The organism is Arthrobacter sp. SPG23, assembly GCF_000876655.1.
Lineage (GTDB): Bacteria > Actinomycetota > Actinomycetes > Actinomycetales > Micrococcaceae > Arthrobacter.
This window is the reverse complement of record NZ_JYCN01000026.1, coordinates 1-19,519: the sequence shown is the minus strand read 5'-3', so window position 1 is coordinate 19,519 and position 19,519 is coordinate 1. Positions and strand designations below refer to the sequence as shown.

Here is a 19,519-nt window from a genome sequence, read left to right as displayed (position 1 = left end):
CGCGCTCTGTGCAGGCGGGTGGTGCCTGTGCCGGTGGGCCTAACTTAGTGGTCAGACTTCGACGCCGACTCCACCGGGACTTCCTTGCCGTCGCAGTCGATCAGCTTGCCGTCTTCGAAACGGTCGCCGTGGGCCAGGCACTTGAGGTCCTCTTCGCGGACCACCCGGCCGGTGCCGGCCACGAAAACCGACTGGTTCTCGGAGTTGCCGGCCTTGAGGTGGTTGAAGAGCAGGTTGAGCAGGATGGCCATGACGGCGGCCGAGCTGATGCCCGAGTGGAAGATGGTGCCGAACCAGGAGGGGAACTTGTCATAGAACGCCGGTGCAGCGATCGGAATCATGCCGAAGCCGATGGACGCCGCCACGATGATCAGGTTCATGTTGTTCTTGTACTCCACTTTGGCGAGTGTCCGGATGCCGCTTGCGGCAACGGTTCCAAAGAGTACGACGCCGGCGCCGCCCAGGACGGGCGTCGGCACCGCTGCGACCACGCGGCCAAGCACGGGCAGAAGGCCGAGGATCACCAGGATCAGGCCGCCGGCGCTGACCACGAAGCGGCTCTTGACGCCCGTGATGGCAACGAGGCCAACGTTCTGGGCGAAGGCGCTCTGGGTGAAGGAGTTGAACAGCGGGGAAATGGCGCTGGAGAGCATGTCGGCCCGCAGGCCGTCGCCGATGCGCTTGGAGTCAACCTTGGTGCCCACGATCTCGCCCACGGCAATGATGTCCGCCGAGGTTTCGGTGAGCGTCACCAGGATGACGATAAGCATGGAAATGATCGCGGCGATCTCGAAGGTGGGCGGCCCGAAGGCGAACGGGGTGGGGAACGCAACGATTTCGCCCTGGCCCACCTTGGAGAAGTCAGCCATGCCGAAGGCGAAGGCAATCCCCGTGCCGAGCACCATGGCCAGCAGGATGGACAGCCTGGAAATCGCGGCGTTGCCCACCTTGCTCAGGAGCAGCACGATCGCCATGGTGGCCGCGGCCAGGCCGATGTTGGCCATGCTGCCGTAGTTCGGTGCCTTGTTGTTGCCGCCCATGGCCCAGTTGGCGGCAACCGGCATCAGCGTCAGGCCGATGGTGGTGATGACTGTGCCCGTCACCACCGGCGGGAAGAAACGGATGATCTTGGAAAACAGCGGGGTGATGAGCAGCCCGATCAGCGAGGCAGCAATCACCGAGCCAAACACCGCCTGGATCCCGCCGCCGCCGTGGACGATTGCCACCATGGTGGAAACGCCGGCGAAGGAGACGCCTTGGACTAGCGGGAGCTTGGACCCGAAGAACGGAATGCCAATGGTCTGCAGGATGGTGGCGAGGCCGCCGACGAAAAGGCAGGCGGCGATCAGCAGGCCGATGTCCTGCGATGACATGCCGGCGGCTGCGCCGATGATCAGCGGCGGGGCAATGATGCCGCCGTACATGGTGAGGACGTGCTGGAAGCCGTAGGCAAACGTGCTTCCGATGGGCAGCCTCTGGTCTTCGGGGCGGTCGGACTTCTTGCGGCCGGAGGCGGCCACTGCAGCGGCCGATTTCTTCTTGGTGTTCATGGCAGACTTTCTTGGTGTTCATGGCAGACGTCTTTGTCTGGCTAACGGTGTCTGGCTAACAGTTGTGAATCGTTGGTGGCCCAGGTGGTCGAGCTGGGGAGAGGCCGGGAGGTGCCCGGTGGCCGAGCCTGTCGAGACCCGGGGGCGTCGAGAGGCTCAACCACCGGGTACGGTTTAGCAGAAGCCGGCGATGCCGGACCAGGCGATGTCCGCCGGGGTGGCGTCCTCGCGCTGGACCGTGGCCTCGATCAGGCCGTACGGGCGGTCGGCTGCAAAGAAGACCTCGTTGGGGTTGTCGAGGCCGAACGGCGAGAGGTCCACCAGGAAGTGGTGCTTGTTGGGCATCGAGAACTTGATCTCGTCGATCTCGCTGTGCGCTTCCAGGACCTTGGCGCCCATGTCGAACAGGGTCTGCTGCAGGGCGTGGGAGTACTTTTCGGTGAAGCCCTCCAGCAGCAGGCTTTTGACGTCCTCGTAGCTCTTGTTGAAGTCCAGCGAGCTGAAGTCCGTGTTGGCGTTGAAGCGCCAGCGGGCCGAAACATCGGTGGCCAGGATGCGGTCCGTGGTTTCCGGCAGGGTGGTGTACTTGTCCCGCGGGTAGCCGACGAAGCCCGACTGGGTGGACTTGAGGACGGTGAGGTCCTTCAGGCCCGAGATGAGGTGGGCGGCCGCACCGTCGCGGACCAGCACCGCAGTGCGGACTTCCTGGCCGTTGCGCACGAAGGAGTGGTCGTGCTCGGCGCCGTGGGCCTGGATCCGGTCCCAGCTGTAGGACTCGGCTTCCCAGCGGCCGCCGGTGACCCAGTCGAAGCTGGACGTGAAGTGTTCGCCCAGCCGCAGGAGGAAGGCCTCGGGCGAGCCGACGCCTTCACGGGCGAACGCGTAGATGGTGTTCTTCTGCGTGTCCGTGGCCACGACGTGGCTGTTGTCGCCCTCAAGGTGGGCGGCGGCGAAGTCCCCGCGGAGCTGCGAGGTGACGTTCAGGTCTTCGATCTCGTGGCGGTCGGTGTCCCTGGTGATCTTGACGACCCGGACTTCGGCCTTGCCGTACTGGTTCTGGCCGAGGATGATTTTGCTGCTCATGGTCTATTCCCAACTTCCGTGATGTGGAACCTAGGTTCCATCATTGAAATTAAGCGCGTGTTACACACGCGTTTCTGATGGAGCCGACCCAACAAAAAAGAGCCGGCATCCAATGACGCCAGCTCATTACGACCCTGCCTGCTGCTCCCAGGTTACGTGACCTACGCCACGAGTTGACTTAAAGCGTAGCCGAGCATCGCCGTGGTGTACATCACTAGATGAAAAATCGGATTGTGACCGAGGGTGCCCGGAACCATTGACGAACGCCAGGGGGCAGCTCTAGGATATTTCACATAGCAAAAGTTCTTTTCCATTTTGCGGAATCTTTGAATGAACCATTAACTACCTCGGAGGAGGATCAGATGTACCAGCAGGACACAACGCCGGTTGCACCGGCACAGACGGCGGCACCCTCAGTCCAGGAGTTCTACCTCCCCCTCGGAGGCGGAACGGATCCGGATTTCTACCTGCCTGCAGACCGGGAGCATGTCCCGGGCCGCTTCTCGCGCTGGGTCCACGGCCTGCCGGGTTTCGGCGGCCAACGTTCATAACGAGCCTGACGACACGCATCTTCGCTGATGACACGCACAAGGCCTGGCGACACTGGAATCCGGGTGTCGCCAGGCCTTTTGCGTGTCGATGGGCACTTTGCGCGTCGCAGGCCTCAGGTGCCCGGTGTGCCCGGGTGCCCCGGCCATTCCTTGCCGGCCCACGGGTCATAGTGGGCGGTGAGCTCCTCCTGCGGCGGACGCTCCGCTTCGGGGACGTGCTGCAGGTTCACCCGCACCCGGTACCAGAGCGAACTTGATCCGCGCATGCCGTCGACCAGCACATCGGCCGGGTGCAGGGCGGGGACGAGATCGGCGTGCCGGGTCTTCCATTCGTCGAGCGCCGCGAGTGCCTCGGGCTTGGTCCTGGTGCGGGCCACCTCGATGAGCGGCATCACCGACTGCCGGCGGCCCGAGCCGTCGCCGCCGCGTGGCGGCTTCTCGGCGGGGCCTAGCTCGGCCGCCAGAGCCAGGAGTCCGTCCAGTCTGCCAGCCGCGTCGTCGATCCCGGCGTGCGGATCGCCCCCCTGCGCGAAGCGCGCGGGCACCGTAAGCACGGTGAACTGTTCCGGCCGGATGGAGCGGACCTCGTCCCATGTGAGCGGCATGGAAACCCGGGCGTCGGGCCGGGGCCGGACGGAGTACGCAGAGGCGACCGTGCGGTCCTTGGCGTTCTGGTTGAAGTCGACGAAAACACTCTCGCCGCGCTCCTCCTTCCACCACCGCGCGGTGGCGAGACCGGGAGCGCGGTTTTCGACCTCGCGGGCCAAGGTCTCTGCGGCGAGCCGCACGTCGCGGAACGACCACTGCGGCGCGATGCGCACCAGGATGTGGAGTCCGCGCGAGCCGCTCGTCTTCGGCCACCCCACCAGCCCCACGTCGTCGAGCACCTCCCGCGCCGCATAGGCGACATCGACGATCTGGGACCAGTCGACCCCCGGCATCGGGTCGAGGTCCACCCGGAGTTCGTCGGGGTGCTCGAGGTCCTCGGCCCGCACGGGATGCGGGTTGAGGTCGAGGCAGCCAAGATTCACCACCCACGCCAGGCCGGCGGCATCGCGGATCACGGCCTCTTCGGCCGATGTCCCGGACGCGTAGTGCAGTGTTGCCGTGTCGATGAAGCCGGGGTGGTTCTCCGGTACGCGCTTCTGGAAGAAGGGTTCGGCGTCGATGCCCTTCGGGAACCGCTTGAGCACCATCGGCCGCCCGCCGGCGCCGCGCAGCGCACCGTCCGCGACGGCGAGGTAGTACTGCACCAGGTCGAGCTTCGTCAGCCCGGGCTCGGGGAACACCACCTTGTCCGGACTCGAGATGCGAACCTCGGTGCCGTCAATGTCGAGGATCTCGGCCGGGGCCTTCGAGGGGCTCATTCCGCCACGCTAGCAACGATCGGATGCCGCGGCCAGACCCGCTGCCGCGGCCAGACCCGCTGACCGGCCAGCCAAGGCACCGGCCAGCGAAGGCCCCGGGAACCTACCCGCTCACCAGCTTCCGTGCCGCGGCCGAGTGCTCAGCGATCAGTCCGGCAACGTCCAGCCCCGGAATCGCTCCGTCCACCACGCGCCACTGCCCGCCCACCATGACGCGGTCGGCCCGGTCCGCTCCGCACAGCAGGAGCGCGGCGAGGGGGTCGTGGCTGCCGGAGAACCGCAGGTCGTCGAGCCTGAACAGCGCCAGATCGGCCTGCATCCCGGGCGCCAGCTGGCCCAGGTCTGACCGGCCCAGGACCGCCGCGGACCCCCTGGTCGCCCACCCCAGCGCACGCTCCACGGGGACCTGCGCCCCGTAGCGCAGCCGTTGCAGGTACAGCGCCTGCCGCGCCTCCAGGATCATGTTCGAGGCATCGTTCGATGCCGACCCGTCCACTCCCAGCCCCACGGGCACTCCCGCGTCCTCCAGTTCGAGCACCCGCGCGGTGCCCGAAGCCAGCCGCATGTTGGAGGTGGGGCAATGCGCGACGGCGGTGCCCGCGGCTCCCAGCGCGGCGATCTCGGCATCGCTGAAATGGATGCCGTGGCCCAGCCAGGTCCGGTTGCCCAGCCAGCCCACGCTCTCCAGGTACTCCACCGTGCGCAGGCCGAACATCTCCCGGCAGAAGTCCTCCTCGTCCAGGGTTTCGGCCAGGTGCGTGTGCAGCCGGACGTCATGCCGTTCCGCCAGGACGGCACTTTCGGCCATGATCTCCTTGGTCACGGAAAACGGCGAACACGGCGCCAGGGCAATCTGGATGACGGCGCCGTCGCCACGCTGGTGGTACTCGCGGATGAGCCGTTCGCTGTCCGCCAGGATCAGGTCCGGCTGCTGGACAGTGGACTGCGGCGGCAGGCCGCCGTCGTCCTGTCCGAGTGTCATGGAGCCGCGGGTGAGCGTGGCCCGCATGCCGAGCTCCCGCACCGCCCGGACTTCGATGTCGATGGCATCCTCCATGCCGTTGGGGAAGAGGTAGTGGTGGTCCGCGGCGGTGGTGCAACCGGAGAGCAGCAGTTCCGCGAGGGCAACGGTGGTGGCCAGTTCCAGGTCGCGCGGCGTGAGCCGTGCCCAGACCGGGTACAGGTTCTGCAGCCACGGGAACAGCGGAGCGTTGGCCACCGGTCCCCAGGCGCGCGTGAGTGTCTGGTAGAAGTGGTGGTGGGTGTTGATCAGGCCGGGCAGCAGGACGTGGCTGCCGGCGTCGAAGGTTTCCTGGCAGGGTGCGGAGGGCAGCTGGCCGGCGGCCAGGACTTCCGTGATGACTCCGCCGGCCACCACGACGCCCCCGGAGGCGTCAAGGCTGTTGGCGGTGAAGGCTGTGAGCGGATTCCGGATCCAGAGCCGGGAATCGGAGGGGTGCGTGGTCATGGGGCGGGCTCCTGCCTGAGCGTGCGGATGAAGTTCCAGCTCAGTGAGGGCCTGTCTGCTGATCCAGGCGTCCGGCGCCCGTGGCGCCGGTTGGGCATCAGCGTAAGGCGGCGGGAATCGCCGCGTCAACGCCGGGAATCGTGCCAACGTGTTGTGACAGCGCGGAAACCCGAATTTCACATCACGAAATTAACTTTCCGAAAACCTATGGCGCAGCTCACGTTCCGGTGCTAGTCTCGATTCTGCCAAAGGCGGGCCCCCGGACACCGGGGAAGCTATCTACCAGGCGCAACTTAACCTTCAAAAGCACATGCTGAAGCCTGGTAACCGTCGCATCTGGCCTTTTCGTTCCACCTCGGCGTACCGGCTTCCCAGCAAAGGGAGTCGCATCATGAGTACCACCGTCACGGCCCAGGAATTCCTGGCCAGGTCCATCGAGTTGGCCACTGCCAACGTCCTCAACAGCGGCGGGCCGTTCGGCGCCGTCATTGTCACCGCAGACGGACAAGCGTTCGACGGCGTCAATCGCGTCACCGCCACGAATGACCCCACAGCCCACGCCGAAGTCACGGCCATCCGCCGTGCGTGCAGTGAACTCGGCACGTTCGACCTCACCGGAGCCACCCTCTACACCAGCTGCGAGCCGTGCCCCATGTGCCTGGCCTCGGCGCTGTGGGCCCGGGTGGAGCGTGTGGTGTTCGCGGCGGACCGGCACGATGCCGCCTCCGTGGGTTTCGACGACGCAGTGTTCTACGAGTACTTCGAAAACGACCAGCGCGATGCGCTGATGCCGGTGGCCCGGCTTGAACTCGAGGATCCGCAGGCTCCTCCGGTCCTCGAACCGTTCACCACCTGGAACACGCTCGACTCCAGGATTGATTACTAGGGCCGGTGGCTGAGATGACAATCCTGGACACCACCTCCGACGAGCGGCAGCAACCGGCCGCCCCTAAGCGCCCGCAGCCGCCGAACGCCTTCCTGGACCGCTTCTTCGAGATCACCAAGCGCGGTTCCACCGTGGCCCGCGAGGTGCGCGGCGGCCTGGTCACGTTCTTCACCATGGCCTACATCGTCATCCTGAACCCGCTGATCCTGGGCGGCTTCAGCGCGGACAATGCCCCCACCGACGTTGCCGGGGGCTGGCTGTCCGCAGCGCAGGTGGGCGCTGTCACCGGACTCACCGCCGGCGTCATGACCATCCTGTTCGGCCTGATCGCCAACCTGCCCTTTGGGCTCGCGGCAGGCCTGGGCATCAACTCCTTCCTGGCCGTGGCCGTGATCCAGGAGGTCACTTGGGCCGAGGCCATGGGCCTGGTGGTCATCAACGGCATCCTGATCGTCCTCTTCGGCGTCACCGGCGCGCGGACGGCCATCTTCCGGGCAGTACCCAAGGAGTTGAAGGCGGCCATCACGGTGGGCATCGGCCTGTTCATCGCCTTCATCGGGTTCGTGGATTCCGGCTTTGTCCGTGCCACGACGGCGGGGCCCCCGGTCCAGCTCGGTGACAACGGTTCCATCACCTCGGTCCCCACCCTGGTGTTCATCGTGGGCCTGCTGGTCATGGGCGTCCTTGTGGCCCGCAAAGTGCAGGGCGGACTGCTGATCGGCATCGTGGCCACCACCGTGCTCGCCGCGGTGGTCGAGGCAGTCATGAAAATCGGCCCCGGCAGCGCGAGCAACCCCGGCGGCTGGCACCTGAACACCCCTGTCCTCTCCGGCCAGCTGGTGTCCGCTCCGGACCTGTCCCTGGTGGGGCAGTTCGACCTGTTCGGCGCCTTCGGCCGGATCGGCGGACTCGCTGCGACCATGCTGGTGTTCACGCTGGTGTTCACCAACTTCTTCGACGCCATGGGCACCATGACCGGACTGGCCAAGAGCGCCGGTGTGGCGCACAAGGACGGCACCTTCCCGCGGCTGAAGTCGGCCTTCATCGTCGAAGGCCTCGGAGCCGTTGCCGGCGGCGCAACGTCGGGTTCGTCCAACACGGTGTACATCGACTCCGCCGCGGGCATCGGGGAAGGCGCCCGCACCGGACTGGCTTCGGTGGTCACCGGCGTGCTGTTCCTGGGCTCGATGTTCCTGACGCCGCTCACGTCAGTGGTGCCGCTGGAAGTTGCCGCCGCAGCGCTGGTGGTTGTTGGCGCCATGATGATGGCCCAGATCCGCGAGATCAAGTTCAGCAAGTTCTCCGTGGCACTGCCGGCCTTCCTGACCATCGTCACCATGCCACTGAGCTACTCCATCGCCAACGGAATCGGCGTGGGCTTCATCTCCTGGGCGGTCATCAGTGCCTGCTCCGGCAAGATCCGGAAGGTGCACCCGCTGATGTGGGTGGTCACGGCCGGCTTCCTGATCTACTTCGCCCGCGGTCCCATCAACGCCCTGCTGGGCGCGTAGGGAGTCCCGCGTAGGGACCACACAGACCGGACCGGGGCAGGCAGATGGGGCCGGCCCCGGTCCACCAAACCGCAAGCCACAAACTGCAATGAAACTGGTGCAGGTGCCACAACTGCCGGTGCTTCCCCCGGCGCACGATAGGAACGAGAATATGGACACCATCGCCGCACAGGAAAAGGGAGTGCAGCAATGTTGGATCTGATGCCTTCACTGAAGGAATGGCAGCCCGCCGCCACCGGCCAGCGCTGCGCACTGGCCACCGTGGTGTGGGCCGGCGGATCCGTACCGAGGCCGCTGGGCACCTCCATGCTGGTGTCCGAAGCCGGCGACGTCCTGGGCAGCCTGTCCGGCGGCTGCGTTGAAGGGGCCGTCGTGGAAGCGGCGCTGGCGGCACTGCACGACGGCGGCACGCGCCGCGAGTTTTTCGGTTACAGCACGGAGGACGCGTTCGCCGTCGGGCTCACCTGCGGGGGAGAGCTGGAGATCCACATCGAACCCCTGGGCACCGCGCCCGGCGGGCTCCGGCTGGAGAACCTGCGGGTCCTTGCCGGTCAGGGGCCCGGCAGCGCGCTCGCGCTGATCCGTCGGGTGGACGCCCACGGGGGCGGCGCCGTCGTGATTCCGGACCCGGCAAGCTTCCTGGTGGAGCATTCTGCGGAACTCGCGGTGCTGCTGGGACTGCCTGAGCTGTCCCCGCGCGCGGCGGCCCGCCTGATGCGGGCGGCGGCCGCCCAGCTGGAACCCCTGCTGCGCGGCGGCCGGACCGGGCTGGTCCGGCTCGCGCCAGCCGAGGGCTGCCTTTCCGGCATGGGCGTGCCGCCGGGCCAGACCACGAACTCAGCCACCAGCCCGGAGCCCATCACCCTGCTCGTGGAGAGCCGGCTGCCCCTGGCCCGCCTGCTGATCTTCGGCGCCAACGACTTCGGCGCCGCGCTGCTGCCCGCCGCCCAGCTGCTGGGCTACCACGTGACCCTGTGCGACGCACGGCCGGCCTTCGCCGGCCAGTCGCGGTTCGCCGGGGCGGACCAGGTGGTCACTGCCTGGCCGCACCGCTATCTGGCCGAGGAAGCCGCGGCAGGGCGGATCGACGCCCGGACCGTGGCGTGCGTCCTGACCCATGATCCCAAATTCGACATCCCGCTGCTGCAGACCGCGCTGGGCCTGGACCTGGCCTATGTGGGTGCCATGGGTTCGCGGCGCAGCCACCGGCAGCGCGTCGATTCCCTGCTTGCCGCAGGGGTAGGCCCCGAGGACCTGTCCAGGCTGCATTCGCCCATCGGGCTGGACCTGGGTGCCGTGACCCCTGCCGAAGTGGCCGTGTCCATCACGGCCGAACTCGTGGCCAGCCGCACCCGCTCCGCCGGTGCCTCCGTGCAGGCGGCGTCGCTGAAAGACGTCGCCGGCCCCATCCACGGAACCGGCCCCATCCACGGAGCCGGCACCAGTCACAAAGCCAGCCCCATTCACAACGTCAACACCCCGCAACACCAGGAGACCCCATGGATATGAACACCATCGAGGCGGTGGTCCGCACCGAGGACCCGGCCGAATGGCGCGACGGCGATGCGTGGCTCGCCGGCGGAACGGTGCTCTTCTCCTACGGGAGCCTTGCCTTCGGCACAGAACCGCTCCGGCGGCTGCTGGACCTCGGCTCCGCCGGCTGGCCCGCCGTCACGGTGACGGATGCGGGCATCGAGCTCGCGGCGACCTGCACTGTGGCGGAGCTGTACGCGCTGCCCGGGTCCGCTGCCGCGGCAGGCCGGGACACTGACTGGCCTGCCCTGGACCTCATCCGCCCCTGCTGCGACTCCTTCGTGGCCTCCTTCAAGGTGTGGAACATGTCCACCGTGGGCGGCAACCTCTGCACCTCGCTGCCCGCCGGCCCGATGACGTCGCTCTGCGCCGCCCTCGATGGAGTGGCCACGGTGCTCGGGACGGACGGCACCGGCCGCACCGTGCCGGTGGCCGAGTTCGTCACCGGGGACGGCAAGAACTGCCTGGCCCCGGGCGAGCTGCTGCGCAGCATCCACCTCCCGGCATCTGCGCTGGCCGCCCGGGTGGCTTTCCGGCGCCTGTCGCTCAGCAACCTGGGCCGATCAGGGGTGCTGTTGATCGGAAGGCTCGACGCCGACGGCACTCTGGTCCTCACCGTCACCGCCGCCACAAAACGCCCCGTGCAGCTGCGCTTCGCGGCGACATCCAAAGATGAGCCGTCCGGCGCGTCCACATCTGCGGCGGCGCTTGTCGACGCACTCGACGCCGCCATCCCCGAAGGGCTGTACCACGACGACATCCACGGCCTGCCCGCCTGGCGGAAAGACATGACGTACCGGCTGGCCGAAGAAATCAGGGCTGAATTGGCATCCCCGGCAGGGGTCCCGCCGGCCCGGGTGTCCGGGGACTTCTGGCCGCCGCGGCCCGGTCTGACGCAGCGCAGTTTGGAAGAGCGCAGTTCGGCGGAGCCCGGCGCGCACCGTTCACAGCACACCGTTACATCGCAGGCGTCGCCTCAGCAGGAAGGGGCCTGAGCATGGCCAACCACACCATCCGCGGCATCGACATCAACGGCGTCCCGGCCACGGCGGAGCCCCGTCCCGGCCAGTGCCTGCGCACCTTCCTGCGCGATCAGGGCAACTTCGGCGTCAAGAAGGGCTGCGACGGCGGCGATTGCGGTGCCTGCACCGTGCACGTGGACGGCACTCCCGTGCACAGCTGCATCTACCCGGCCGTCCGGGCCGAGGGCCGCGCCGTCACCACCATCGAGGGGCTCGCCCGCACCTGCGGATCCGACGCCGCCCTCCACCCGATGCAGCAGCAGTTCCTGGACCGCCAGGGATTCCAGTGCGGATTCTGCACCGCCGGCATGGTGATGACGGCAGCCACGTTCGACGAGGAGCAGAAGGAAAACCTGCCCCGGAACCTGAAGGGAAACCTGTGCCGCTGCACCGGCTACCGGGCCATCGAGGACGCCGTCTGCGCCCATGAAGGACACCCGGACCCCAAGGGTCCCGGTTCGGGCATCGCCGGCGAAGGCCAGCCCGAGCCCAGGCCGGGCCAGCTCGGTGACGACGTTCCCGCCCCCGCCAGCCGTGCTGTGGTCACCGGGAAAGCCCGCTATACCCTGGACGTTCCCGCAGAGGAGCTGCAAGGGCTGCTGCACCTGAAGCTCCTGCGGTCACCGCACGCCCACGCGCGGGTCATTTCCATTGACTCAAGCGCTGCCCTTCAGATTCCGGGCGTTGTGGCCGTCTTCACCCACGAGGACGCCCCGGCCCAGCTCTTCTCCACCGCCCAGCATGAGCTCTACACCGACGATCCGGATGACACCCGCGTCCTGGATGACGTGGTGCGGTTCATCGGGCAGAAGGTTGCCGCCGTCGTCGCCGACTCCGTGGCGGCGGCGGAAGCCGGCGTCCGGGCCCTCACAGTCGAGTACGAGGTGCTGGACGCCGTCTTCACCCCCGAGGACGCGATGCGCCCCGGTGCCCCGGCGATTCACGGGGAAAAGGACGCACCCGCGGCCCGCATCAGCCGGCCCGAGCAGAACGTCGTGGCAGAGCTGCATTCGGAACTCGGCAGCGTGGCAGCCGGGTTTGCCGAGGCCGACTTCATCCACGAACAGACCTATCGGACCCAGCGGGTGCAGCACACCGCGTTGGAAACGCACGCCGCGATCGCATCCGTGGACGGGGAGGGCCGGCTGCAGGTCCGCACCTCCAGCCAGGTCCCGTTCCTGGTCCGGCGCACCCTATCCAGGGTCTTCGATATGCCGGAGGAACAGATCCGCGTGGTGGCCGGCCGCGTTGGCGGCGGCTTCGGCGGCAAGCAGGAGGTGCTCACGGAGGACGTCGTGGCGCTGGCGGCGATGAAGCTGAGGCGGCCGGTGCAGCTCGAATTCACCCGGACGGAGCAGTTCACGGCCTCCACCACCCGGCACCCGTTCACCATCCACCTCAAGGCCGGTGCCAGCAAAGACGGCCGCCTGACCGCGTTGCAGCTGGAGGTGCTCACCAACACCGGCGCCTACGGCAACCATGCTCCGGGCGTGATGTTCCACGGCTGCGGCGAATCCCTGGGCGTGTACAAGTGCGCCAACAAGAAGGTGGACGCCCACGCCGTGTACACCAACACCGTTCCGTCCGGGGCGTTCCGCGGCTACGGCCTGAGCCAGATGATTTTCGCCATCGAATCCGGGATCGACGAGCTCGCCACCGGGATCGGGATGGATCCGTTGGAGTTTCGCCGCCGGAACATGGTCCTGGAGGGCGACGACATGCTCTCCACCCACTCCGACCCGGAAGAGGACGTGCACTACGGCAGCTACGGGCTGGACCAGTGCACCCGCCTGGTGCAGGATGCCCTGGCCCGCGGGCTGGAGCGGTACCGGGCCGCCGGGCTGGACGACCTGGGCCCGGACTGGGTCACGGGGGTGGGGACCGCGCTGTCCATGATCGACACCGTCCCGCCGCGCGGCCACTTTGCCCACTCCAAGCTCCGGCTCCTTCCGGACGGAACGTACGCGGCCGACGTCGGGACCGCCGAATTCGGAAACGGCACCACCACTGTCCACGCCCAGCTCGCGGCCACCGCGCTGTCCACCACGGCGGGGCGCATCACGGTCCGGCAGTCGGACACGGACCTGGTGCAGCACGATACCGGGGCGTTCGGCTCGGCCGGGACCGTGGTGGCGGGCAAGGCCACGCTGGCCGCGGCCGAAGAGCTCGCAGTCCGGATCCGGGCGTTCGCCGCCGGCATCCGCCAGGTGCAGTCCTCCGGCTGCGTGCTGGAGGAGGACGCGGTGGTGTGCGAGGGAACCCGCGTCCCCCTGACGGAAATTTTCGACGCCGCCGAGCAGGCCGGCGTCGAGCTCGCCACCGAAGGCCACTGGGGCGGGACGCCCCGATCCGTGGCGTTCAACGTCCAGGGTTTCCGGGTGGCGGTTAATACCGGCACCGGCGAACTGAAGATCCTGCAGAGCGTCCAGGCCGCCGACGCCGGAGTGGTGGTCAACCCGCGGCAGTGCCGCGGCCAGATCGAAGGCGGGATCGCGCAGGCGCTCGGCGCCGCGCTGTACGAGGAAGTGAAGGTGGACGACGGCGGAAAGGTCACCACGGACATCCTGCGGCAGTACCACATCCCCACCTTCGCGGACGTGCCACGCAGTGAAGTCTATTTCGCCGAAACCAGCGACAAGCTGGGCCCGCTGGGGGCAAAGTCGATGAGCGAAAGCCCGTTCAACCCGGTGGCGCCGGCGCTCGCCAATGCCATCCGGAACGCCACGGGGGTGCGGTTCGCGGAGCTGCCCATTGCCAGGGACAAGATCTACCTTGGACTGAAGGAAGCGGGAGTCGCCCCGCGCCTTGAGAGCGCTAACGGCCTATAGTCGGATGATGGAAAAACGACAGTTGGGCAAGACCGGACGGAACGTCTCCATTGTTGGCCTGGGGACCTGGCAGCTTGGCGCGGACTGGGGGAACGTGGACCCCGCGCAGGCGCAGGCCATCCTGGCTGCGTCCGTGGAAGAGGGCGTCACGTTCTTCGATACTGCGGACGTTTATGGCGACGGCCGCAGCGAGCAGGCCATCGGCGCGTTCCTGGCCGATAACCCGGGCCTGGACATCACGGTGGCCACCAAGATGGGCCGCCGGATGGAGCAGGTGCCGGAGAACTACAACCTCGCCAATTTCCGCGAGTGGACGGACCGGTCCAGGCGAAACCTGGGCATGGAACAGCTGGACCTGGTCCAGCTGCACTGCCCGCCTACGGCCGTCTACAGCAACGCCGAGGTCTATGACGCGCTGGACACCCTCGTGGCCGAGGGTGCCATCCGGAACTACGGCGTCAGCGTGGAGCGGACCGACGAAGCCCTCGAAGCCATGCGCCACGAAGGCACCGCCACCGTGCAGGTCATCCTCAACGCCTTCCGTCTCAAGCCGCTGGACGAAGTGCTGCCTGCGGCCGAGGCCGCCGGGGTGGGCATCATCGCCCGGGTCCCGCTCGCCTCGGGGCTGCTGTCCGGCAAGTACACCGAGGATACGTCCTTTGCGGAGAACGACCACCGGAACTACAACCGCACCGGTTCCGCGTTCGACGTCGGCGAGACCTTCTCGGGTGTGGACTTCGGGCAGGGCCTCAAGGCGGTGGCCGAGTTCGAGGAACTGGTGCCCGACGGCGTCAGCACCGCCCAGGCCGCCATCGCCTGGATTGCGGCGCAGGACGGCGTCAGCACGGTGATCCCGGGCGCGCGGAACGTGGACCAGGCCCGCTCCAACGCTGCGGCTGCGGGTGTCAGCGGGATTGACGCCACGTTCGACGTCGGCGTCCGCGAAATCTATGACCGCTACTTCCGTGAAGCGATCCACCCGCGCTGGTAGGGCGCGACCCGGCAGCTGCCGTCCGCGTGGCCGCCGTCCTGGAACGCGCGCCTCGTTAGTCCGCCGGATACCACACCCGCTCTCCCTCAACGCGTGCGAAGGAGGTCAGGGTGTGGGGTTTGGCGGACGTCTCCGTCATGATGTCCAGCACCTCGACGTTCCGGACCACGAGGGCGTCCCCGATCAGGGAGCGGTGGCAACGCCACGGGACGGCTTCCGCGCACATGATCGCCGCATTGTTGGTGCGCCCGCGTTCCATCAGCTGACCGATGGCTGAGGAAAACTCTTCGGTCTGCATGTAGTCCGCGTACCCGCGGAAGGACGCGTTCCGCCACGCGCCATTGGGGCTGTCCTTCCGCGCGTGCCGCAGGCCGCCGAGGGATTCCATCCGCCGGTAGGTGATCCCGCTGGCGCGCAGGCTCGCCGCCAGGGAGTCCCCATTGAACTGCGGATTGTGCCGGGACTTCGGGACGGTGCGCACGTCGATCAGCTTCCTGACGCCGTGGGCCTTCAGGAGGCCGATGAATTCGTCGGTGGGATGAGTGGAGTGCCCCACCGTGAAGATGGTCATGTCCGTCATGTCCCCATGCTAAAGGGGCTGCCCGGATATTCTGGGTGCCCGACGAGCTGCTAACGGAGAGGGCATCACATGACTTCTTCTTCCATCGATGCCTTTATTGACCGGCTGGCGGCCGTGGCAACAGGGCCGGGATGCAACAACTTCTTCGACCATGCCGTGCCGGAGAATGGGCAGCGCCGCCGGAATCTGGGGATCTACCTGCAGGAAATGCTGGACCGCTCCCCGAAGGTGCTGCTGGTGGGGGAGGCCCCGGGCTTCAGGGGCATGAGGATCACCGGCGTTCCCTTCACCAACCGCACCATGTTTGAGGGGCCTGCCAACACCTTCGGTCTGTTCGGTGCGGGGAAGGGATACGTGCTGCCGGCGGAGGCCGCGGGGGTTGCGGCCGAGCCCACCGCAACGGTGATGTGGGAGGTCCTGGCCGAGCTGGCATTCCTGCCCCTGCTGTGGAGCGCATGCCCGTGGCATACCCACGTGCCGGGGCGCCCGTTGTCCAACCGCACTCCGAAGCCGGCCGAAGCAGCCCTCGGAACTCCCTTTTGGCAGGCACTGACTGAGCTATTTCCGATCGAAACCGTGGTGGCCGTGGGCAATGTGGCGCACCGCAGCCTGCACCGGAGTGGCCTGGACGTGCCGAAGATCAGACATCCCGCCCACGGCGGCCGGTCCGGGTTCAAACAGGGACTGGAAGAGCTGCTGGCAGCGGGAATGCGGCCCTGAACTGCTAGGCGAGCAGCCCCAGCTGGTCCGGGGTGTCGAGGTCTTCGCCACCGGATTGGTCGCTGCAGTCCACCAGGTCGATGAGGTCCGGGCGGGCCTGCAGGAAATGCCGGGCACCGGCGTCGCCCGTTGCTGATTCAGCCGCGTCGGCACGCAGGGTGGCGTCCAGCAGCAGAGGATGGCCGCGCCGCAGGGTGCCGTCCGCTCCGCGGTAGGCAGCGGCAGTGACCTGTCCGAGCCGGTGCGCCGACAGGAGCCGGGACACGATTTCCCGAGTCAGGCCGGGCTGGTCCACCAGCGCGACCAGCACGTGGTCCCCGGCTGCCGCCGCAGCAACTCCCAGCCGGAACGAACTGCCCATCCCGGACTGCCAGTCAGGGTTCTCGAGGAGGGTGTATGCGGACAGGTCCGTGGTTTCGCGGACCCTGCCCGCGTCAGCGCCGAGGACAACCACGACGTCGCGGCAGCCGCCGTCGAGCAGCACCCCGGCGAGCACTTCCACCAGGGTGCGGCCGCGGAACGGCAGCAGGGCCTTGGGCCCCCGCCCCAAACGGGACCCCGACCCGGCAGCGAGCAGCACCGCCGTCGTGCCGGGTCGGGTCGAATCACGCATGGTTCCAGCCTATCCAGCCACATGACAGTTGACGGCAGTGTTCCGGGGAAACACTGCCGTCAACTGTTTCTTGGATCCGCGCCTCAGGCGTCGCCGCCTGCTCCGCCGGTGGTTCCGGCGTTGACGTCCAGGAGCTTGTACCGGTCCATGGCGTACGACGGCGCTCCCTCCTCCACCTCGCCCCTCGCCGCGAGCATTTGCAGCGTTTTCACCACGATGGAGTGGGTGTCGTTCTTGAAGAAGCGGCGCGCTGCGGCGCGGGTGTCGGAGAAGCCGAAGCCGTCCGCGCCGAGCGAGGCGAACTCGTTCGGCAGGAACTGGCGGATCTGGTCCGGGACGGCCTTCATGTAGTCCGAGACCGCCACCACCGGACCGTGCGCATCGGCCATCTGCTGTGCCACGAACGGGATCCGGGCCGGTTCGCCGGGGTTCAGGAAGGCTTCCTCCTCGGCGGCGAGGCCGTCGCGGCGGAGTTCGTTCCAGGACGTGACGGACCAGACGTCCGCGGAGACGCCCCAGTCCTCGGCCAGGATCCGCTGGGCTTCCAGAGCCCACGGCACCGAAACGCCCGACGCCAGGATCTGGCTTTTGGGGCCTTCAGCGCCCGACGCCGACACCCGGTAGATGCCTTTCAGCACACCGTTGACGTCGAGGTTCTCGGGTTCACCCGGCTGGGTGATGGGTTCGTTGTAGACGGTGATGTAGTACATCAGGTTTTTATCGTATGCAGCTCCGGTTCCTTCGCCGCTTGCGGCCGCTGGCCCGTACATCCGCTCGATGCCGTCGCGGATGATGTGGCCCATTTCGTAGCCGTAGGCGGGGTCGTAGGTGACGACTGCCGGGTTGGTGGCGGCGAGGATGGGGGAGTGGCCGTCGGCGTGCTGCAGGCCTTCGCCGGTGAGGGTGGTGCGTCCGGCGGTGGCGCCGATGATGAAGCCGCGGGTCATTTGGTCCGCGGCGGCCCAGAAGGCGTCGCCGGTGCGCTGGAAGCCGAACATGGAGTAGAACACGTAGACCGGGACCAGGGGCACGCCGTGGGTGGCGTAGGCGGTGCCGGCGGCGGTGAACGCTGCGACGGCGCCGGCTTCGTTGATGCCGGGGTGGATCAGCTGGCCCTGGGCGGATTCCTTGTAGGCCAGGACCAGGTCCCGGTCCACGGAGAGGTAGTTCTGGCCGCCCGGGTTGTAGATCTTCGCCGTCGGGAAGAACGCATCCATGCCGAAGGTCCGTGATTCGTCCGGCACGATCGGAACGATCCGGTGCCCGAACTTCTTGTCCCGGAGAAGGTCCTTCAAGAGCCGGACAAAGGCCATTGTGGTGGCCGCCTGCTGCTTCCCCGTTCCCCGCTTGGCAACATCAAAGGTCTTGGCTTCGGGCAGTTCGATGGCCGCGTGGTTGGGCCGGCGCTCGGGCGTGTAACCGCCGAGTGCCGCGCGGCGCTCAAGCAGATAGGCGATCTCCGGAGCATCCGGGCCGGGGTGGAAGTACGGCGGGCTGTACGGGTCCTCCTCCAGCCGGGCGTCGGAAATCGGAATCCTCAAGTAGTCCCTGAATTCCTTCAGGTCCTCGAGGGTGAGTTTTTTCATCTGGTGGGTGGCGTTGCGGCCTTCGAAGTGCGGGCCGAGGCCGTAGCCCTTGACCGTTTTGGCCAGGATGACGGTGGGTTTGTCCTTGAATTCGGTGGCTGCCTTGTACGCGGCGTAGACCTTGCGGTAGTCGTGGCCGCCGCGCTTGAGGTTCCAGATCTGGTCATCGCTCAGGTCCGCGACCATGTCCTTGGTCTGCGGGGTCTTCCCGAAAAAGTGTTCCCGGACGAACCCGCCGGATTCGGCCTTGTAGGTCTGGTAGTCCCCGTCCGGGGTTTCGTTCATGATCTTCACCAGCGACCCGTCGGCGTCCTTGGACAGGAGGGCATCCCATTCCCGGCCCCAGACGACCTTGATGACGTTCCAGCCCGCGCCGCGGAAGAACGCTTCGAGTTCCTGCATGATCTTGCCGTTGCCGCGCACCGGCCCGTCCAGGCGCTGGAGGTTGCAGTTGATCACGAAGTTCAGGTTGTCCAGGTTCTCGTTCGCGGCGAGCTGGAGCAGGCCGCGGGACTCGGGCTCGTCCATTTCCCCGTCGCCCAGGAACGCCCAGACCTGCTGGTCGGAGGTGTCTTTCAGGCCGCGGTTGTGCAGGTACCGGTTGGACTGGGCCTGGTAGATCGCGTTCATCGGCCCGATGCCCATGGACACGGTGGGGAATTCCCAGAAGTTCGGCATCAGCCGCGGGTGCGGGTAGGAGGACAGGGCGTGGCCGGCCTTGGATTTTTCCTGCCGGAACCCGTCCAGGTCCTCCTCGGTCAGCCGTCCTTCCATGAACGCGCGGGCGTACATGCCGGGGGAGGCGTGGCCTTGGAAGAAGACCTGGTCCCCGCCGCCGGGGTGGTCCTTGCCGCGGAAGAAGTGGTTGAACCCGACCTCGTACAGGGTCGCGGCGCCGGCGTAGGTGGAGATGTGCCCGCCCACCCCGATGTTCGGGCGCTGGGACCGGTGCACCATCACCGCGGCGTTCCAGCGCATGTAGGCCCGGTAGCGGCGTTCGTATTCCTCGTTGCCGGGGAACTCCGCTTCCTGGTCCACCGGGATGGTGTTCACATAGTCCGTGGTGGTGACCATCGGGACCCCGACGCTCTGGGCGCCGGCACGCTGCAGGAGACTGCGCATGATGTACTGGGCACGCTCGGTGCCCTGTTCCCTGATCAGCGTATCCAGGGACTCAATCCATTCGGCGGTCTCTTCCGGATCACGATCAGGCAGCTGGTTAGTCAACCC

General features: G+C 67.3%; 15 protein-coding genes. 8 read left to right on the top strand and 7 right to left on the bottom strand.

Annotated elements, in window-relative coordinates; genetic code table 11:
* Nucleotides 1–44: 44 nt before the first annotated feature.
* Both TV39_RS17325 and pucL read right to left on the bottom strand, forming a co-directional pair.
* Nucleotides 45–1,550: a nucleobase:cation symporter-2 family protein gene (locus TV39_RS17325; protein WP_043484003.1), complete on the bottom strand. Its 1,506-nt coding sequence runs from the start codon at nucleotides 1,548–1,550 to the stop codon at nucleotides 45–47.
* 174 nt (nucleotides 1,551–1,724) lie between these two features.
* Nucleotides 1,725–2,633, bottom strand: coding sequence for a factor-independent urate hydroxylase (gene pucL / locus TV39_RS17320; RefSeq protein WP_043484000.1), 909 nt, complete (start codon nucleotides 2,631–2,633; stop codon nucleotides 1,725–1,727).
* 362 nt (nucleotides 2,634–2,995) lie between these two features.
* Between pucL and TV39_RS17315 the strand changes: the two genes are divergently transcribed.
* Nucleotides 2,996–3,184, top strand: a complete 189-nt coding sequence (locus TV39_RS17315; RefSeq protein WP_043483997.1) for a hypothetical protein — start codon at nucleotides 2,996–2,998, stop codon at nucleotides 3,182–3,184.
* A 113-nt stretch (nucleotides 3,185–3,297) separates the two neighbouring features.
* Here TV39_RS17315 and ligD read toward each other — a convergent pair whose 3' ends face one another.
* Entirely contained in the window at nucleotides 3,298–4,551 is a 1,254-nt protein-coding gene (gene ligD, locus TV39_RS17310) for a non-homologous end-joining DNA ligase (RefSeq protein ID WP_043483994.1), read from the bottom strand.
* Between the two features lie 103 nt (nucleotides 4,552–4,654).
* Nucleotides 4,655–6,019, bottom strand: a complete 1,365-nt coding sequence (locus tag TV39_RS17305; protein WP_043483991.1) for an 8-oxoguanine deaminase — start codon at nucleotides 6,017–6,019, stop codon at nucleotides 4,655–4,657.
* A 391-nt stretch (nucleotides 6,020–6,410) separates the two neighbouring features.
* Between TV39_RS17305 and TV39_RS17300 the strand changes: the two genes are divergently transcribed.
* From TV39_RS17300 to TV39_RS17275, 6 genes are all read left to right on the top strand, one after another.
* Entirely contained in the window at nucleotides 6,411–6,905 is a 495-nt protein-coding gene (locus tag TV39_RS17300) for a nucleoside deaminase (RefSeq protein WP_043483989.1), read from the top strand.
* Between the two features lie 14 nt (nucleotides 6,906–6,919).
* Nucleotides 6,920–8,416, top strand: a complete 1,497-nt coding sequence (locus tag TV39_RS17295) for an NCS2 family permease (protein ID WP_043483986.1) — start codon at nucleotides 6,920–6,922, stop codon at nucleotides 8,414–8,416.
* 189 nt (nucleotides 8,417–8,605) lie between these two features.
* Nucleotides 8,606–9,925 (top strand): XdhC family protein, encoded by a 1,320-nt coding sequence (locus tag TV39_RS17290; RefSeq protein ID WP_043483983.1) that lies wholly within the window; start codon nucleotides 8,606–8,608, stop codon nucleotides 9,923–9,925.
* On the top strand, nucleotides 9,916–10,944 hold the full coding sequence (locus TV39_RS17285) for an FAD binding domain-containing protein (RefSeq protein ID WP_043483980.1): 1,029 nt from the start codon (nucleotides 9,916–9,918) through the stop codon (nucleotides 10,942–10,944). Before TV39_RS17290 ends, TV39_RS17285 begins: the two co-directional genes overlap by 10 nt.
* A gap of 2 nt (nucleotides 10,945–10,946) precedes the next feature.
* The gene (locus TV39_RS17280; RefSeq protein ID WP_043483979.1) at nucleotides 10,947–13,799 is read left to right on the top strand and encodes a molybdopterin-dependent oxidoreductase; all 2,853 of its coding nucleotides are present in this window, start codon (nucleotides 10,947–10,949) and stop codon (nucleotides 13,797–13,799) included.
* Nucleotides 13,800–13,806: 7 nt separating this feature from the next.
* Nucleotides 13,807–14,790, top strand: coding sequence for an aldo/keto reductase (locus TV39_RS17275; protein ID WP_043484704.1), 984 nt, complete (start codon nucleotides 13,807–13,809; stop codon nucleotides 14,788–14,790).
* 55 nt (nucleotides 14,791–14,845) lie between these two features.
* On the opposite strand, the gene TV39_RS17270 is transcribed toward TV39_RS17275, so the two are convergent.
* The gene (locus TV39_RS17270; RefSeq protein WP_043483976.1) at nucleotides 14,846–15,370 is read right to left on the bottom strand and encodes a DUF488 domain-containing protein; all 525 of its coding nucleotides are present in this window, start codon (nucleotides 15,368–15,370) and stop codon (nucleotides 14,846–14,848) included.
* Nucleotides 15,371–15,439: 69 nt separating this feature from the next.
* On the opposite strand from TV39_RS17270, the gene TV39_RS17265 reads away from it, so the two are divergent.
* Nucleotides 15,440–16,090: a uracil-DNA glycosylase gene (locus tag TV39_RS17265; protein WP_043483973.1), complete on the top strand. Its 651-nt coding sequence runs from the start codon at nucleotides 15,440–15,442 to the stop codon at nucleotides 16,088–16,090.
* Nucleotides 16,091–16,094: 4 nt separating this feature from the next.
* Here the strand turns inward: TV39_RS17265 and nboR are convergent, their stop codons facing one another.
* Together nboR and aceE are read right to left on the bottom strand one after the other, a co-directional pair.
* Nucleotides 16,095–16,703: a nicotine blue oxidoreductase gene (gene nboR, locus TV39_RS17260; RefSeq protein WP_043483970.1), complete on the bottom strand. Its 609-nt coding sequence runs from the start codon at nucleotides 16,701–16,703 to the stop codon at nucleotides 16,095–16,097.
* A gap of 83 nt (nucleotides 16,704–16,786) precedes the next feature.
* Nucleotides 16,787–19,519, bottom strand: a 2,733-nt coding sequence (gene aceE, locus TV39_RS17255) for a pyruvate dehydrogenase (acetyl-transferring), homodimeric type (RefSeq protein WP_052500610.1), incomplete at its 5' end; no start/stop codon positions are given.

Excerpts from the sequence above, each read along its gene's own strand:
- TV39_RS17305 (WP_043483991.1), bottom strand. The coding sequence starts at position 6,019 with ATGACCACGCACCCCTCCGATTCCCGGCTCTGGATCCGGAATCCGCTC.
- TV39_RS17285 (WP_043483980.1), top strand. The coding sequence starts at position 9,916 with ATGGATATGAACACCATCGAGGCGGTGGTCCGCACCGAGGACCCGGCC.
- ligD (WP_043483994.1), bottom strand. The coding sequence starts at position 4,551 with ATGAGCCCCTCGAAGGCCCCGGCCGAGATCCTCGACATTGACGGCACC.
- TV39_RS17325 (WP_043484003.1), bottom strand. The coding sequence starts at position 1,550 with ATGAACACCAAGAAGAAATCGGCCGCTGCAGTGGCCGCCTCCGGCCGC.
- TV39_RS17265 (WP_043483973.1), top strand. The coding sequence starts at position 15,440 with ATGACTTCTTCTTCCATCGATGCCTTTATTGACCGGCTGGCGGCCGTG.
- TV39_RS17315 (WP_043483997.1), top strand. The coding sequence starts at position 2,996 with ATGTACCAGCAGGACACAACGCCGGTTGCACCGGCACAGACGGCGGCA.
- pucL (WP_043484000.1), bottom strand. The coding sequence starts at position 2,633 with ATGAGCAGCAAAATCATCCTCGGCCAGAACCAGTACGGCAAGGCCGAA.
- TV39_RS17270 (WP_043483976.1), bottom strand. The coding sequence starts at position 15,370 with ATGACGGACATGACCATCTTCACGGTGGGGCACTCCACTCATCCCACC.
- TV39_RS17290 (WP_043483983.1), top strand. The coding sequence starts at position 8,606 with ATGTTGGATCTGATGCCTTCACTGAAGGAATGGCAGCCCGCCGCCACC.
- TV39_RS17275 (WP_043484704.1), top strand. The coding sequence starts at position 13,807 with ATGGAAAAACGACAGTTGGGCAAGACCGGACGGAACGTCTCCATTGTT.
- TV39_RS17280 (WP_043483979.1), top strand. The coding sequence starts at position 10,947 with ATGGCCAACCACACCATCCGCGGCATCGACATCAACGGCGTCCCGGCC.
- TV39_RS17300 (WP_043483989.1), top strand. The coding sequence starts at position 6,411 with ATGAGTACCACCGTCACGGCCCAGGAATTCCTGGCCAGGTCCATCGAG.
- nboR (WP_043483970.1), bottom strand. The coding sequence starts at position 16,703 with ATGCGTGATTCGACCCGACCCGGCACGACGGCGGTGCTGCTCGCTGCC.
- TV39_RS17295 (WP_043483986.1), top strand. The coding sequence starts at position 6,920 with ATGACAATCCTGGACACCACCTCCGACGAGCGGCAGCAACCGGCCGCC.